Raw genomic sequence first — 15,529 nt, forward strand, 5'->3', positions numbered from 1 at the left:
GATCATTCACAGCCAACTTCCGTGCGTCGCCGATACGATGACCGGACATCGGGAGCCTGCACCTCCTGCGGAGAGGTTCTGCAGTAAGGGGATCACATGTCCTTCTTCACCGACCTGGCCCGGCAGTACATCGACGGCGAGTGGCGGGACGGCAGCGGCTCCTGGGACAACATCGACGTCAACCCCTACAACGGCGAGAAACTCGCCTCGATCACCATCGCCACCCGCGGCGAGGTCGACCTCGCCTACCGCGCCGCGGAGCGCGCCCAGAAGGAGTGGGCCGCCACCAACCCGTACACGCGCAGACTGGTCTTCGAGCGTGCGCTGCGCTGTATCGAGGAGCACGAGCAGGAGATCACCGAGGCCATCGTGGCCGAGCTGGGCAGCACGCGGCAAAAGGCCGCCTACGAGGTGCACCTCGCCATGGAGTTCCTGCGGGAGGCGGTCCACCTGCCGCTGCGCACCGAGGGCCGGCTCATCACCTCGCCGGTGGACGGCAAGGAGAACCGCGTCTACCGCGTCCCGGTCGGTGTGGTCGGGGTCATCACGCCCTTCGACTTCCCCTTCCTGCTGGCCGTCAAGTCGGTGGCACCCGCGCTCTCGCTCGGCAACGCGGTGGTGCTCAAGCCGCACGAGGAGGCGCCGGTCTGCGGCGGGGCACTGCTGGCGAGGGTGTTCGAGAACGCCGGGCTGCCGGGCGGCCTGCTGAACGTCGTGATCACCGATGTCGCCGAGATCGGCGACGCGATGATCGACCACCCGGTGCCCAAGGTGATCTCCTTCAGCGGCTCCGACACCATCGGCCGACACGTCGCCACCGTCTGCGCCGCCCACTTCAAACACGCCATCCTCGAACTCGGCGGCAACAGCGCCCTCACCGTCCTGGACGACGCCGACGTCGACTACGCCGTCGACGCCGCCGTCTACAGCCGCTACGTCCACCAGGGCCAGGTCTGCATGGCGGCGAACCGCATCCTGGTGGACCGCAAGGTGGAGAAGGAGTTCACGCAGAAGTTCGTCGCCAAGGTCAGGGCGCTCAAGGCGGGCGACCCGAGCGACCCGGAGACCGTGATCGGCCCGGTCATCAACTCCGCCCAGGCGGACGCCGTCGCCGCCGCCGTCGAACAGGCCGTCGCCGAGGGTGCCACCGCCCTGGTGAACGGCAGGATCAGCGGCAACCTCGTCGAGCCGATCGTGCTCACCGGCCTGCCGTCCGACTCCGCGGTCATGGGGCGGGAGATCTTCGGCCCGGTGGCGCTGCTCATCCCCTTCGACGGCGAGGAGGAGGCGGTGCGCCTGGTGAACGACAACCCCTACGGGCTCAGCGGTGCCGTGCACACCTCCGATGTCGAGCGCGGCGTGAACTTCGCCCGCCGGATCGCCACGGGCGTGATCCACGTCAACGACGGCACCGTCCAGGACGAGCCCGCCGTCGCCTTCGGCGGTGAGAAGCACTCGGGTCTGGGGCGGCTGAACGGCGAGCAGATGGTGGAGGCGTTCACCACCCAGAAGTGGATCTCCGTACAGCACGGCCGGAGCGCGTTCCCGTTCTGAAGCCACCGCCCGCCACCGCCCGCGGCGCCGACCGCCGGCGATCGCGGACCGGAACTGACCGCAAGGGGCCGTACCTTCCTGAGCGTCAGAGGAAGACGGCACCACCCCGGAAGGCGGTCCCCCATGGTCACCCACGTTCCCCCGGAGCCCCGCGGAGACGAGCGCACGGCGCTGCTGGCGTTCGCGGCGGCGCAGCGCGGCGGGATCCGGCGTGCCGTGCTCGGGCTGAGCGACGAGCAGGCCGCGCAGCGTCCGAGCGCCAGCGAGCTGTCGCTGTCCGGCCTGGTCAAACATGCCGCGGAAACGGAGCTGAACTGGCTGCGGATGGCGCAGCAGCGGCCGAACGAGAGGGCGCGCACCCCGGAGACCTGGGCCGAGGGCTTCCGCCTCGCCGAAGGCGAGACATTGGCCGGGATGCTCGACTTCTGGGCGGACGTCGCCGCCAGGACCGAGGAGTTCGTACGCTCCGTCCCCAGTCTCGACGACACCTTCCCGCTGCCCGAGGCGCCCTGGTTCCCGAAGGAGGGCAAGGTCTCGATGCGCTGGCTCGTCCTCCACCTGATCGAGGAGACGGCCCGCCACGCCGGCCACGCGGACATCGTGCGGGAGTCCCTGGACGGCAGGACCGCCTTCGAACTCCTCGCCATGGAGCGCGGCGCGGCCGGGGACTGACACCGAGGGCCCCGCGCCGACCGGGTGCCGCGGGCGCGCGGGCCCGCGGGACCCGCGGGCGCGCCGGAGGGGTCGACGCGGCGCTCCGGACCACCTCACGCTCGCCCCGGCTACCCGTGGCCCGCCGGCCCGGACCGCCGGAGCCTCGCCCCGCCCGCCCGGAACCGCTGCCGACGCGGGTAGCAAGCACGGGATGCGAACACGGGACGCGAACAGGGGTCGCGAACAGGGGTCGCGAACACGGGACGCGGATCACAGGGCGCGGAACACGGGTCGCGAACGAAGGTCGCGAACGCAGGTCGCGAACGAAGGTCGCGAAGGACCGCCGAAGAGCCCGCCGTGGAGCGCCGGCGCCCTACCGCCGAACCCGTACGGGAGCCCCCGGTCCCCGCGGGGGCCGGGCGTCGGCACGCGCGTCAGTGGTGGAACGAGGTGGCGGCCGCCCGGTCGTGGGTGAGCGGACGAGGCTGGGCGCGCAGATACGGGAGCAGCCGTTCCAGGTCGTCCACGAGCAGGTCCGCCAGTTCGCTGGAGAACCCGTTGCGGCAGACCACGCGGAGCACCGCCAGGTCCTCGCGGTGCGGCGGGAAGGTGTACGCGGGCACCAGCCAGCCGCGTTCCCGCAGCCGGCGCGAGACGTCGAAGACGTCGTACGCCGTCACCTCCGGCCGGGTCGTGAAGGCGAAGACCGGCAGTTCGTCGCCCCGGGTGAGCATGCGGAAGTCGCCCAGCTCCTCGATGCGGTCGACCAGCCCGCCCGCCACGTCCCTGGCGCACTGCTGGACCAGCCGGAAGCCCTCCCGGCCCAGCCGCAGGAACGTGTAGTACTGCGCCACGACCTGCGCACCGGGCCGCGAGAAGTTCAGTGCGAACGTGGGCATCTCGCCGCCCAGGTAGTTGACCCGGAAGACCAGTTCCTCCGGCAGTTGCGCCGTCGAGCGCCACAGCGCCCAGCCCACCCCCGGGTACACCAGCCCGTACTTGTGCCCCGAGGTGTTGATCGACGCCACCCGGGGCAGCCGGAAGTCCCAGACCAGGTCCTGGTCGATGAACGGCGCGACCATGGCGCCCGAGGCGCCGTCCACGTGCACGGGGACGTCGACACCGGTGCGCTCCTGGAGGTCGTCCAGGGCCGCGCACAGCTCCGCCACCGGTTCGTAGGAGCCGTCGAAGGTCGACCCCAGGACCGCGACCACGCCGATGGTGTGCTCGTCGCAGAGCTCGGCGGCGGCCACCGGGTCGAGGTGGAAGCGGTCGCCCTCCATGGGCACCTGGCGGGCCTCCACCTCCCAGAAGGTGCAGAACTTCTCCCAGCAGACCTGGACGTTGACGCCCATCACCAGGTTCGGTCTGCCGCCTGCCGCCCCGGGGCGCCGCGCCCACCTGCGCTTGAGCGCCATGCCGGCGAGCATGCACGCCTCGCTGGAGCCGGTCGTCGAGCAGCCCACGACCGCCGAAGGGTCGGGTGCGTGCCACAGGTCGGCCAGCATGGCGACGCAGCGCCGCTCCAGCTCGGCGGTGCGCGGGTACTCGTCCTTGTCGATCATGTTCTTGTCCTGGCACTCCCGCATCAGCTCGGCCGCCTGCGGCTCCATCCAGGTGGTGACGAAGGTGGCCAGGTTCAGCCGGGAGTTGCCGTCGAGTATCAGCTCGTCGTGCACGAGGCGGTACGCGGTGATGGGCGGCAGCGGGCCGTCGGGGAGCCGGTGCTTGGGCGGCGCCTCCGTCATGCCGCCGACGGGGTTGGCCTCCCCGTGGAAGGGGTTGACCAGGGCGGGCCGGCCATCCTCGCCGTGCTGGGGTCCGCGGTGGAGCGGCATCGGGGCCTCCTCGCCGGGCCGGGGCCCGTCCGTCCTCGGGGACCGGGACCGGGGACGTGTCCGTCCTCAGGAACCGAGAATACGAACGAACCCGCCTGCCCGCCCGCCGGGCCGTCGCCGCAGGGGCACCCGCGCCGGACCCGCGGCGGGCCACTGGCCCGGGGACGGCGGCCGGCCCGGTGGGCCGAGGGCGGCGAACGCGGCACGCCGGGACCGGCCCCGCCCGGCCGGGGCGCGGAGCCGCGCCCGGCCGGTGGCCCGAGGGGTCCTGTACGGTCCGGCGGACACCGGGCCGGAGCAGGCGCGCGGAGCCCGAGCCGGCGCATGCGGCGCCCGAACGGACGCGTGGCGCCCGGTGCGCCCCAACCGGCGTACGCACAGTCGCGGCCCCATGAGGGTGGTGGAACCCGGCGGGGGCACCGGGCGTTGATAACTTTGTCGGACACGCAGCGGCGCCCGCCCCGCCCCCACCACCCTCACAGGAGCCCGGAACCGTGATGACGCTTGCGCTCGGACCGAGCTGGATGGACCCCGACCACCTGATCAACCAGTTCGGGATCTACGGTCTGCTGCTCGTCGTCTTCGCCGAGTCCGGCCTGCTCATCGGCTTCTTCCTGCCCGGTGACTCCCTGCTGTTCACCACCGGCCTGCTGATCACCACGGGCCAGTTGCACTTCCCGCTCTGGGCGGTCTGCGCCCTGGTCTCGCTGGCCGCGGTCCTCGGCGACCAGGCGGGTTACCTCTTCGGCAAGAAGGTCGGCCCGGCGCTCTTCAACCGCCCCGACTCCCGCCTCTTCAAGCAGGAGAACGTGGCCAAGGCGCACGAGTTCTTCGCCAAGCACGGCCCGAAGTCCCTGGTGCTGGCACGCTTCGTGCCCGTCGTGCGCACCTTCACCCCGATCATCGCCGGCGTCAGCGGGATGAGGTACCGCCCGTTCCTGCTCTTCAACGTCATCGGCGGGGTGCTCTGGGGCTCCGGTGTCACCCTGCTGGGCGCCTGGCTCGGCAGGCACGCCTTCGTCCGGGACAACATCGAGGCGATGCTCGTCCTCGTCGTGCTGGTCTCCGTCGTCCCGATAGGCATCGAGTTCCTGCGGGCCCGCTCAAAGGCCAAGCGGGAGGCGGGCGAGGGAGCCGAAGCCGAGGGGGACCGGGGCCCCGGCCCGGCAGGTCCGGGTCCCGCGGGGCCCGGTGCCGCGGGACCGGGGCCCGTGGGCGCCGGCCGCGCCCCGTCCGGCGCCACCGCATCCGCGTACGTCCAGGCACGGCCCGGGCAGCCCCCGCGCCCGTCGGCGGGCAGCCGCGGCCGGCACGCCAAGCGCTAGTACGCCGGCACGGGCGGTGGACCCGCGGCCGCCGTCCGAGGACCGGGAAGCCGGACCACCGCCGCCGAGCGCCCGCACCGGCCGTGGGCCGCGGAGCGTCCGCACCGGCCGTCGGGCCGCGCAGGGCCGGCACCGACCGCCGCCCAGGGGGTCGACGGCGGGCGGGGCGGGCCGGGGAGCGAGGTCTCAGAACCCGCGGGTCCGCTTGGCCGCCCGCCGGTTCGCCGCGGACGGCACCCTGATGAGCAGCCTGGAGACCTCGGAGCCCAGGTTGACCCCGATCGCGATGGCCATGGCGAGGGCCACCGCCTTGGTGAGCGAGACCAGCCCCGCGATCGGATCGTTCTCGGCGAAGCCCAGCAGCCCGAAGTACGTCGCGGAACCCGGTAGCAGCGGCCCGATAGCGGCCGTGATGTAGGGCAGCGCGGACGCGAACCGGTAGCGCGAGAAGAGCTGCCCGAACAGGCCCACCAGACCGGCCGCCACCGCCGTCGACACCACCGGCGAGATGTGGCCCGTGTAGTGCAGCGCACCGTAGATCAGCCCGGCCACGCCGCCGTTCAGCGTCACTATCAGCACCGTCGACCGCTCCTGCTGGAGCAGGACGGCGAAGGCCGCCGCCACCAGCATGGAGGCGACGATCTGCACACCGGGCCGGTCCACCACCCCCAGCGCCTCGTCGGGATTGAGCTTGGCGCCGAGCCGGACGCCGAAGTAGAGCACCAGCAGCACCCCGACCACGATGCCCACGAAGAAGTACATGACCTCCAGCAGACGTGCCGAGGCGGTGATGTAGTAGCCGGTCAGGCCGTCCTGCACGCCCGCGACCAGCGCGCGGCCCGGCAGCAGCGCGAAGAGGCCACCGGTGATCACCGCGGAGGTGTCCACGTCCGCGTGCAGCAGCGTGAGCGTGACGCCCAGCGCCGCGGGCGGCATCGCGGCCATCGTGAACTGGTAGAACTCCGGCAGCCCGCGCCCCGCGCAGAGCCAGGCGAGCCGGTCGCCCAGCATGGCCCCGACCGCTGCGGCCACGAACACCACCAGGTCGCCGCCGACCAGTATCGAGGCGGCGCCCGCGAGCAGGCCGTTGGCCACGGTCAGTGCCCAGCCCGGGAACGGATGGCGGTTGCGCCGGATCTCCGCGAGGCGCCGGTACGCCTCCTCCAGGGAGATCTGGGTGTCCGCGTCGCTGAGGTCGTCGACAAGCTGGAAGACCGCCGAGAGCCGGTTGTAGTCGGTGCCCCTGCGCCGTACCGTCCGCGAGGCGGTCACGGGGTCCTCCACCAGCGACGGCTGGTGGGAGATGGACAGCAGTGTGAAGGTGACGTTCGGCTCGCAGCGGTCCAGGCCGTAGCTCCGGCAGACGGCGAACATCGCCGCCTCCACGTCCTCCGCGCCCTCCCCGCCCGCCAGCAGCAGCTCCCCGATACGCAGCGTCAGGTCCAGGACGCGTGGCACCGCGGGCCCCACCTCGTCCTCGACGGGTCTGTAGGGGTGCTCGGGCGCGGGGCGCTCGGCGACCGGCATCCGCAGCATGGTGCGCATCCGGTCCTGCCAGGGCACCTCCTTGGTCATCCGGAACACGGGGATCCCGGACGGCGGGGTGAAGGCGGGAGGCGCGTTGCGCGCGCTGTAGGTCCGCGGGGCGCTGAACCCCGAGTGCTCCCGGTCCTGGGGTCCCCCCGGCGGCGCGAGGCCCTGGGGGATCGCGAACTCCGAGGTGGTGTGCGGTTCGTCCTCGGGGGAGTGCGCGGGGGATGGCACGCCTCCCGGCGGGGCGAACGCGCTCCTCGCCTCGTCCGACGGCGGTTTGCGGTCCTCTGCATGGCCCGGGGGCCCGGCAGTACCCGCGGAGCCCGAATCGGTCACCGGACTTGCCCTTTCTGTGCGCCTGAACGGGCGCCGCTCTCGCGTGGGTGGTTGCGCGCCGTTTGGGTTACACGCTCGATGGTTGCGGTAATGGGTGGATTTGGGTATATGAAGCCCAATAGTCGTACAGGATGTCGTATACAGGGTTGGGAGGCACAAAGCGGTCCCCGGGTTCGTACGGCCGTGCGTCGAACGGGCACACGAAGAAGCCGCGCGTCCTCGGGGCGAGGATCGCGCGGCCTGGTCCAGCGGGGAACCGGAGGTCAGTGACCGCCCTCCTCCTTGTAACGCTTGTACGACCGCTCGATCTCGCTCTCGGCCTCGGTGCGGCCCACCCAGTTGGCCCCCTCGACCGACTTTCCGGGCTCCAGGTCCTTGTAGACCTCGAAGAAGTGCTGGATCTCCAGGCGGTCGAACTCGGACACGTGGTGGATGTCGCGCAGGTGCTCGACCCGCGGGTCGGACGCCGGCACGCACAGCAGCTTGTCGTCGCCGCCGGCCTCGTCCGTCATCCGGAACATGCCGATGGTGCGGCACTTGATGAGGCACCCCGGGAAGGTCGGCTCCTCCAGCAGGACCAGCGCGTCGAGCGGGTCGCCGTCCTCGCCGAGCGTGTTCTCGACGAAGCCGTAGTCCGCCGGGTAGCTGGTGGACGTGAAGAGGCGACGGTCCAAGCGGATACGACCGGTCTCGTGGTCCACCTCGTATTTGTTCCGCGAACCCTTCGGGATCTCGATCGTGACGTCGAACTCCACCGGTGGCTCCTCCATGATCAGCACATACTTCTGATGGTTAAGTGTCCCTCACGCAGGTGTGTGATCGCGAAAGGGGCTGGTTGTCGTGCCGGAGCTGCCAGAGCCGGAACGCGGGCCGGGGTTGCGGACCCGGCTGCTCGCCCGGCGACCGTCCCTGCCCGCCGCGGCGCGGCTCGCGGATCTCGTGAATCCCATGGCCCTGAAAACCTGGCAGGTCACAGCGGGTGCGGCCGTGCTCGGCATGGCGGTCGCGGCCGGGACCGTGTTCGCCGCGGGGCCCTGGGACTCCTCCGGCCAGCGTACGGCGGAGCGCGACAGGGCCGTCGGGCGGGGTCCCTGGGGTGGCGCAGATCACGGTCGGAACGGGCCCGGCGGCGAGCCGGGAGCCGCCCCGAGCGCCCCGCCGGTGCTCACCGCGCTCGGTGCGCCGGGGCGCGGCCCAGGGCGCGCGGCAGCCGCCGGCGGACCGTCCGAGCGGTCGCTCGGGGCCCTGCTCGACCCGCTGCTCGCGGACGCCTCGCTCGGCAGCACCCGCGCGGCCGCGGTCGTCGACGTGGCCACCGGCAGGCGGGTCTACGACAGGAACGCGGGGCAGGCGCTGACGCCCGCGTCCACCACCAAACTCGCCACCGCCGTCGCCGCGCTCTCCGCCGCGGGCGCCGACCACCGCATCACCACCCGCACCGTCCTGGCGGGGGGCGGCCGCCGGGCACCGGCGCGGGTCGTGCTGGTCGGCGGCGGCGACCCGACCCTCACCGCCCGGCCGGACCCCAAGGGCGCCGCCGCCCTCCAGCGGCTCGCAGCGGCCACCGCCCGCGCGCTGACGGCCCGCCATGTCCGCCGGGTCGCGGTGGGCTACGACGACTCGCTGTACACCGGCCCGCGGATGCATCCGATCGGGCCGAACGAGAACCTGGCGCCGGTCACCGCGCTGATGGTCGACGAAGGACGGCTCGACCACTCCGCCGCCGGGCCCGCGCCGCGCTCCGCGGAACCGCAGCTCGACGCGGCCACCGCCTTCGCGGGTTTCCTGGCGCAGCAGGGCATCGGGGTGCAGGGCGGGCCGGCCGCGGCGAAGGCACCCGGCGGGGCGCGGCGGCTGGCGGCCGTGCAGTCGCCGCCGCTGTCGGCGCTCGTCGAGCGGATGCTGACGAACAGCGACAACGACATCGCCGAGGCGCTGGCCCGGCAGACGGCGCTGGCCATGCACCGGCCTGCCAGCTTCGCGGGCGGCGAGCAGGCGGTCGGGGCGCGGCTGGCCGGGCTGGGGCTCGCGGTGGCGGGGGCCCGGTTCAGGGACGGCAGCGGGCTCGACCGGGCCGACCTCTTGACTCCGGGCCTGCTCACCGAGCTGCTCGCCAGGGCCGGCGCCCCGGACCGGCCCGAGCTGCGGCCGGTGCTGACGGGGCTGCCGGTGGCCGGGTTCACCGGCACGCTGGAGCACCGTTACGCCGACGGGGTGGACCGGGGCGGCACGGGTCTGGTGCGCGCCAAGACCGGCACGCTGACCGGGGTCAACTCGCTCGCGGGCACGGTCGTCGACGCGGACGGCCGCCTGCTGGCGTTCGCCTTCATGACGACGGGCGCCGACTCCCCGGCGGCCACCCAGGCCACCCTCGACCACCTGGCCGCGGCCCTGGCGGGCTGCGGCTGTCGCTGATCGCCTCGCGCGATCGCCCCGGCCCCCGTGCGGCCGGGGTCCCCGGTGCCGTCACGACCGTGCAGGTGGGAGGAACGCCACGTCGTTCCGGAACCCGAGCACGTACCGTTGACGCATGACGAGCATCGGTGGTGCGGAGATGGTCGACTGGAACCTCGCGGTGGCAACCGCGACAAGGCTGGTTCGCCCGGGCCCGGAAGTGACCCGGGACGAGGCCAGGGCGGTCGTCACGGAGCTGCGCCGGCATGCCAGGGCCTCCGAGGAGCACGTCCGCGGCTTCACCCGGCTGGCCGCCGACGCGGCCGACGACACCCCGGTCCTCGTCGTGGACCGCCCGGGCTGGGTCCGTGCGAACGTGGCCGGCTTCCGGGAGATCCTCGCCCCGCTGCTGGAGAAGATGCAGCAGCGCCGCGGCACGGGACCCGGCGGTGTCGTGCTGGGTGCGGTCGGCGGCAAGGTCACCGGCGTGGAGCTCGGCATGCTCCTGTCGTTCCTCTCCTCGCGCGTCCTCGGCCAGTACGAGACGTTCGCCCCCGCCTCCCGCGACCTGCCCGCGGGCGCGAACGGCGGCGGCCGGCTGCTGCTCGTGGCCCCCAACATCGTCCACGTGGAACGCGAGCTGGACGTCGCACCGCACGACTTCCGCCTCTGGGTCTGCCTGCACGAGGAGACGCACCGCACGCAGTTCACCGCGGTGCCCTGGCTCCGGGACCACCTGGAGGGCGAGATCCAGTCGTTCCTCGCCGAGACCGACGTCGATCCGATGACCTTCCTGGAACGCATCAGGGAGGCGGCGCAGTCCCTCGCGGGCGGCCGGCCCGAGGGCGAGAAGGGCGAGGGCGGCCGCTCCCTGGTGGAGATCGTCCAGACCCCGGCCCAGCGCGCGATCCTCTCCCGGCTGACGGCCGTGATGTCCCTCCTTGAGGGGCACGCCGACTACGTCATGGACGGCGTGGGCCCCGACGTCGTGCCCTCCGTCGCCGAGATCCGCGAGAAGTTCCAGCAGCGCAGGGCCCGCGGTGCGTCCCGCCTGGACCAGGCGCTGCGCAGGCTGCTCGGCCTGGACGCCAAGCTCCGCCAGTACCGCGACGGCGAGCGGTTCGTGCGGGCCGTCGTCGGCGAGGTCGGTATGGACGGGTTCAACCGCGTGTGGACCTCCCCGAACACCCTTCCGACCAAGGACGAGATCGCCAAACCGGCGGACTGGATCGCGCGGGTGCACCGCAAGGCCGAGTAGTGAGCGGCCCGCACCGGATCCGGCCGGGGGCAGAAGAACGCCCGGACAATCACCCGTCCGAGGGACCGTGGGTCATAGGCAGGCGTGCAATGCTCGGTGAACGGCTCGGTTCTGTCACCATCAACACACTCTGAGTGACGGCCCGGTCGGTGGGCCGGCGGCTGCGGCGATGACCCCAAGGCCACCGCCACCGCCACCGTCGCCCAGCCACCGAGTGTCAGACACCGAGGCCCACCCTCGAACTTCACGAAGGGAACCGGACATGGGTCCCCATCCTGCGGTCGCGGCGATACGTTTGGCGGTCCGCCGCGTACTCCACGACGTCCTCTCCGACCACGCCGCCGCCCAGCGGGCCGGCGCAGCCCCCAACGCGGGCACCTCGCCGCACACCGGCGCGGACACCCGCGCGGACACCGGACTCCGCGCATCAGCCGCCCCTCACCGCCCCGCCCCCCGTACCGACGCCGCCCCCGTCCCCGCCACCCCGACCACCGGCTCCGCCCAGGGCACCGACCCGGCGCCCGCTCCCTTCCCCGCGCCCCCCGCCGCCCGAGGCGCCCTCCCCGTGCGCGCCTACACCGCCGACACCCTGATCGCCGACGCCCTGACCGACCCCACCGCCGACGCCCCCGCTTCCCCCGCCCCCCTCGTGCTGGTCGCCTGCTCGGGCGGCGCCGACTCCATGGCGCTGGCCTCCGCGCTCGCCTTCGAGGCGCCCAAGCTCGGCATCCGGGCCGGCGGCATCACCGTCGACCACGGCCTCCAGGCCGGCTCAGACGTCCGCGCAGCCGAGGTCGCCGCCCGCCTCACCGCCCTGGGCCTCGACCCCGTCGAGTCCGTCGCCGTCACGGTCGGACGCGGTGCGGGCCCCGAAGCCGCCGCCCGCGACGCCCGCTACGCCGCCCTCGACGAGGCCGCCGAGCGGCACGGCGCCTTCGCGGTCCTGCTCGGCCACACCCGCGACGACCAGGCGGAGACCGTCCTGCTCGGCCTGGCCCGCGGCTCCGGCACCCGCTCGCTGTCCGGCATGGCCGCGGTCTCGGGGGCCGCCGGCCGCTACCGCAGGCCGTTCCTGCACCTCGACCGGCAGACCGCCCGCCGGGCCTGCCTCGCCCAGTCCCTGCCCGTCTGGGACGACCCGCACAACACGGACCCCACCTTCACCCGCTCCCGGCTGCGCCACGAGGGCCTGCCCGCCCTGGAGAAGGCCCTCGGCAAGGGCGTCGTGGAGGCGCTCGCCCGCACCGCCCAGCTCTCCCGCGACGACGCGGACGCCCTCGACGCCTGGGCCGACCAGGCCGAGTCGGCCGTGCGCGACGCCACGGGCCTGCTGGAGTGCGCCAAGCTCTGCGCCCTGCCGCCCGCGGTGCGCCGCAGGGTGCTGCGCAGGGCCGCGATCGGAGCCGGCGCCCCGGCCGGCTCGCTCTTCGCCCGGCACATCGAGGAAGTCGACCGCCTGATCACCGGGTGGCGGGGCCAGGGAGCCATCAATCTCCCGGGCCGCGTCGTCGCCCAGCGGCAGGATGGCAGACTGGTTATCCGGCAAGGCTGACGCCGCCTCCCCGCGCCCCCGTCCCCACGGGAGAGGGGCTCCCGGAAGACGGCGGCAGCGGCTCGGACGACGAAAGTGATGCGGGTGGACGCGAAAGACATGGGCACCGACCTCAAGGCGGTGCTCATCACCAAAGAAGAGATCGACGCGAAGCTGGCCGAGCTGGCCGCGAAGATCGACGCGGCGTACACGGGCAAGGACCTGCTGATCGTCGGCGTCCTCAAGGGCGCCGTGATGGCCATGGCGGACCTGGCGCGTGCGCTGTCCACCCCTGTCACCATGGACTGGATGGCCGTGTCCTCGTACGGCGCGGGCACCCAGTCCTCCGGTGTGGTGCGGATCCTCAAGGACCTCGACACCGACATCAAGGGCCGGCACGTCCTCATCGTCGAGGACATCATCGACTCGGGGCTGACGCTGTCCTGGCTCCTGTCCAACCTCGGCTCGCGCGAGCCCGCCTCGCTCAAGGTGTGCACACTGCTGCGCAAACCGGAGGCGGCCAAGGTCGCGATCGACGTGGAGTGGGTCGGCTTCGACATCCCCAACGAGTTCGTCGTGGGCTACGGCCTGGACTACGCCGAGAAGTACCGGAACCTCCCCTTCGTCGGCACCCTGGCCCCGCACGTCTACGGCGGCTGATTCCCCACCCCGCGGCCCGGTGCGCACCCGGGCCGCGGACCCGGCGACGGAGCCGGGAAGCTCGGCCGGGAACCCTCGCGGGGCTTGAGCCGTTGGAGCATGCGAGGACGGGACTGCCCGTCATCCCCAGCGGCTACGGGCCACAATGCTGGGGTACCGTCCGAAGAACAGTTTTTATCAAACTCACTATGGCAGGAGGGACGGGGCGGCACCGCTCCGTATGGATGGACGTGAAGCGATACTTCCGTGGGCCGGTCATGTGGATCGTGCTGGCCGTCCTTGCCGTGGTCGTGTTGATGCAGGTCGTCGGTTCGTCCGGTGGCTACAAGACGGTGGACACCGGTCAGGTCGTACAGGCGATCGACAGGAACCAGGTACAAGAGGCCAAGATCACCACTGGCGATGAGCAGACCGTCAAGGTCCAGCTCAAGGACGGCCAGAAGGTGGAGGGCAGCAGCAAGATCCAGGCGAGCTACATCGGCGACCAGGGCGTGGACCTCGCCAAGTCGCTCCAGGCCAAGTTCGAGGGCAAGCAGATCCCCGACGGCTACACCGTCTCGCCCTCGAAGCAGAACCCGTTCGTCGGGATCCTGCTCTCCCTGCTCCCGTTCGTGCTCATCGTCGTGGTCTTCCTGTTCCTGATGAACCAGATGCAGGGCGGCGGCTCCCGGGTCATGAACTTCGGGAAGTCCAAGGCCAAGCTGATCACCAAGGACACCCCGAAGACGACGTTCAACGACGTCGCGGGATCGGACGAGGCCGTCGAAGAGCTCCAGGAGATCAAGGAGTTCCTGCAGGAGCCGGCCAAGTTCCAGGCGGTCGGCGCCAAGATCCCCAAGGGCGTGCTCCTCTACGGCCCGCCCGGAACCGGCAAGACGCTCCTCGCGCGCGCCGTCGCGGGCGAGGCGGGCGTGCCGTTCTACTCGATCTCCGGTTCCGACTTCGTCGAGATGTTCGTCGGTGTCGGTGCCTCCCGGGTGCGCGACCTCTTCGAGCAGGCCAAGGCGAACGCCCCGGCCATCGTCTTCGTCGACGAGATCGACGCCGTCGGCCGGCACCGCGGCGCGGGCCTCGGCGGCGGCCACGACGAGCGCGAGCAGACGCTGAACCAGCTCCTCGTCGAGATGGACGGCTTCGACGTGAAGGGCGGCGTGATCCTGATCGCCGCCACCAACCGCCCGGACATCCTCGACCCCGCGCTGCTGCGCCCGGGCCGGTTCGACCGCCAGATCGCCGTCGACCGCCCGGACATGCAGGGCCGTCTGGAGATCCTCAAGGTCCACCAGAAGGGCAAGCCGGTCGCTCCCGACGTCGACCTGTCGGCCGTGGCCCGCCGCACCCCCGGCTTCACCGGAGCCGACCTGAGCAACGTCCTCAACGAGGCCGCCCTGCTCACCGCCCGCAGCAACCGCAAGCTGATCGACAACCAGATGCTGGACGAGGCGATCGACCGCGTCGTGGCGGGCCCGCAGAAGCGGACCAGGATCATGTCCGACAAGGAGAAGAAGATCACCGCGTACCACGAGGGCGGCCACGCCCTGGTCGCGGCGGCCTCTCCCAACTCCGACCCGGTACACAAGATCACGATCCTGTCCCGCGGCCGGGCGCTCGGGTACACCATGGTCCTCCCCGACGAGGACAAGTACTCGACCACGCGCAACGAGATGCTCGACCAGCTCGCCTACATGCTGGGCGGCCGGGCCGCGGAGGAACTCGTCTTCCACGACCCGACCACCGGCGCGGCCAACGACATCGAGAAGGCCACCTCCACGGCCCGCTCCATGGTCACCCAGTACGGCATGACCGAGCGGCTGGGCGCGATCAAGTTCGGCGGTGACCAGAGCGAGCCGTTCCTCGGCCGTGAGATGGCTCACCAGCGGGACTACTCGGAAGAGGTCGCCGCCCTGGTCGACGAGGAGGTCAAGAAGCTCATCGAGAACGCGCACAACGAGGCCTGGGAGATCCTGGTCGAGAACCGCGACGTCCTGGACAACCTGGTCCTCGCGCTGCTCGAGAAGGAGACCCTCGGCAAGGAGCAGATCGCAGAGATCTTCGCCCCCATCGTGAAGCGCCCCGCCCGCCCTGCGTGGACCGGTTCCTCGCGGCGCACGCCCTCGACCCGTCCGCCGGTGCTCTCGCCCAAGGAGCTCTCGCTGACGAACGGGGCCAACGGCACCGCGCCGGCGATCGCGACCGGAGCGCCCACGGAGACCGGTCCGGCGACTCCCACCGAGCAGGTCCCGGAGGACCGCCCGGAGAACTGAACGCCGGGCCCAGGGCCCCTCGGTCCGAGGCCGGAATGAACGCCGCGTCCCCCAGGTTCTAGCCTGGGGGACGCGGCGTTGCCGCGTGCCCCGCCGCAGGCTGCTTGGGGCGGGCGGCGAGGTGGCCCCGCGAGGCGCACAGCAGACGGCCCTGCGTGGATCGCAACAGCGCGCAGGGCACC

General features: G+C 72.3%; 11 protein-coding genes. 8 read left to right on the forward strand and 3 right to left on the reverse strand.

Going from position 1 to position 15,529, the window contains the following annotated elements; all coding sequences use genetic code 11:
• Positions 1–96 precede the first annotated feature (96 nt).
• Both IE313_RS25910 and IE313_RS25915 read left to right on the forward strand, forming a co-directional pair.
• Positions 97–1,554: an aldehyde dehydrogenase family protein gene (locus IE313_RS25910; RefSeq protein ID WP_189936289.1), complete on the forward strand. Its 1,458-nt coding sequence runs from the start codon at positions 97–99 to the stop codon at positions 1,552–1,554.
• Between the two features lie 123 nt (positions 1,555–1,677).
• Positions 1,678–2,226: a DinB family protein gene (locus IE313_RS25915; RefSeq protein ID WP_189936291.1), complete on the forward strand. Its 549-nt coding sequence runs from the start codon at positions 1,678–1,680 to the stop codon at positions 2,224–2,226.
• Between the two features lie 416 nt (positions 2,227–2,642).
• On the opposite strand, the gene gad is transcribed toward IE313_RS25915, so the two are convergent.
• Entirely contained in the window at positions 2,643–4,046 is a 1,404-nt protein-coding gene (gene gad, locus IE313_RS25920) for a glutamate decarboxylase (RefSeq protein ID WP_189936293.1), read from the reverse strand.
• Positions 4,047–4,543: 497 nt separating this feature from the next.
• On the opposite strand from gad, the gene IE313_RS25925 reads away from it, so the two are divergent.
• The gene (locus tag IE313_RS25925; RefSeq protein WP_229924958.1) at positions 4,544–5,371 is read left to right on the forward strand and encodes a DedA family protein; all 828 of its coding nucleotides are present in this window, start codon (positions 4,544–4,546) and stop codon (positions 5,369–5,371) included.
• A gap of 186 nt (positions 5,372–5,557) precedes the next feature.
• Here the strand turns inward: IE313_RS25925 and IE313_RS25930 are convergent, their stop codons facing one another.
• A complete protein-coding gene (locus IE313_RS25930) occupies positions 5,558–7,240 on the reverse strand; it encodes a threonine/serine exporter family protein (protein WP_189936295.1) in 1,683 nt (560 codons plus the stop codon).
• Between the two features lie 263 nt (positions 7,241–7,503).
• Positions 7,504–7,995, reverse strand: a complete 492-nt coding sequence (locus tag IE313_RS25935) for an inorganic diphosphatase (RefSeq protein ID WP_189936408.1) — start codon at positions 7,993–7,995, stop codon at positions 7,504–7,506.
• A gap of 193 nt (positions 7,996–8,188) precedes the next feature.
• Here IE313_RS25935 and dacB point away from each other — a divergent pair, with 193 nt between their 5' ends.
• The 5 genes from dacB (at position 8,189) to ftsH (ending at position 15,347) form a co-directional block, all read left to right on the forward strand.
• Positions 8,189–9,655 carry a D-alanyl-D-alanine carboxypeptidase/D-alanyl-D-alanine endopeptidase gene (gene dacB, locus IE313_RS25940; RefSeq protein ID WP_189936297.1) on the forward strand — a complete coding sequence of 489 codons (1,467 nt, stop codon included), beginning with the start codon at positions 8,189–8,191 and terminating at the stop codon, positions 9,653–9,655.
• 115 nt (positions 9,656–9,770) lie between these two features.
• Positions 9,771–10,892, forward strand: coding sequence for an Rv3626c family coenzyme F420 biosynthesis-associated protein (locus IE313_RS25945; protein WP_189936299.1), 1,122 nt, complete (start codon positions 9,771–9,773; stop codon positions 10,890–10,892).
• Between the two features lie 262 nt (positions 10,893–11,154).
• The gene (gene tilS / locus IE313_RS25950; RefSeq protein ID WP_189936301.1) at positions 11,155–12,444 is read left to right on the forward strand and encodes a tRNA lysidine(34) synthetase TilS; all 1,290 of its coding nucleotides are present in this window, start codon (positions 11,155–11,157) and stop codon (positions 12,442–12,444) included.
• A gap of 78 nt (positions 12,445–12,522) precedes the next feature.
• A complete protein-coding gene (gene hpt / locus IE313_RS25955) occupies positions 12,523–13,083 on the forward strand; it encodes a hypoxanthine phosphoribosyltransferase (RefSeq protein WP_189936303.1) in 561 nt (186 codons plus the stop codon).
• A 224-nt stretch (positions 13,084–13,307) separates the two neighbouring features.
• Positions 13,308–15,347 carry an ATP-dependent zinc metalloprotease FtsH gene (ftsH, locus tag IE313_RS25960; protein WP_189936410.1) on the forward strand — a complete coding sequence of 680 codons (2,040 nt, stop codon included), beginning with the start codon at positions 13,308–13,310 and terminating at the stop codon, positions 15,345–15,347.
• The last annotated feature ends 182 nt before the right edge of the window (positions 15,348–15,529 follow it).

The organism is Streptomyces sulfonofaciens (assembly GCF_014656295.1).
Taxonomy (GTDB): Bacteria; Actinomycetota; Actinomycetes; order Streptomycetales; family Streptomycetaceae; genus Streptomyces; species Streptomyces sulfonofaciens.

Bases quoted from the DNA above. Each gene is read 5' to 3' on its own strand.
- IE313_RS25910 (WP_189936289.1), top strand. From the start codon at position 97: ATGTCCTTCTTCACCGACCTGGCCCGGCAGTACATCGACGGCGAGTGG.
- IE313_RS25915 (WP_189936291.1), top strand. From the start codon at position 1,678: ATGGTCACCCACGTTCCCCCGGAGCCCCGCGGAGACGAGCGCACGGCG.
- gad (WP_189936293.1), bottom strand. From the start codon at position 4,046: ATGCCGCTCCACCGCGGACCCCAGCACGGCGAGGATGGCCGGCCCGCC.
- IE313_RS25925 (WP_229924958.1), top strand. From the start codon at position 4,544: ATGACGCTTGCGCTCGGACCGAGCTGGATGGACCCCGACCACCTGATC.
- dacB (WP_189936297.1), top strand. From the start codon at position 8,189: ATGGCCCTGAAAACCTGGCAGGTCACAGCGGGTGCGGCCGTGCTCGGC.
- IE313_RS25945 (WP_189936299.1), top strand. From the start codon at position 9,771: ATGACGAGCATCGGTGGTGCGGAGATGGTCGACTGGAACCTCGCGGTG.
- tilS (WP_189936301.1), top strand. From the start codon at position 11,155: ATGGGTCCCCATCCTGCGGTCGCGGCGATACGTTTGGCGGTCCGCCGC.
- hpt (WP_189936303.1), top strand. From the start codon at position 12,523: ATGCGGGTGGACGCGAAAGACATGGGCACCGACCTCAAGGCGGTGCTC.
- ftsH (WP_189936410.1), top strand. From the start codon at position 13,308: ATGGACGTGAAGCGATACTTCCGTGGGCCGGTCATGTGGATCGTGCTG.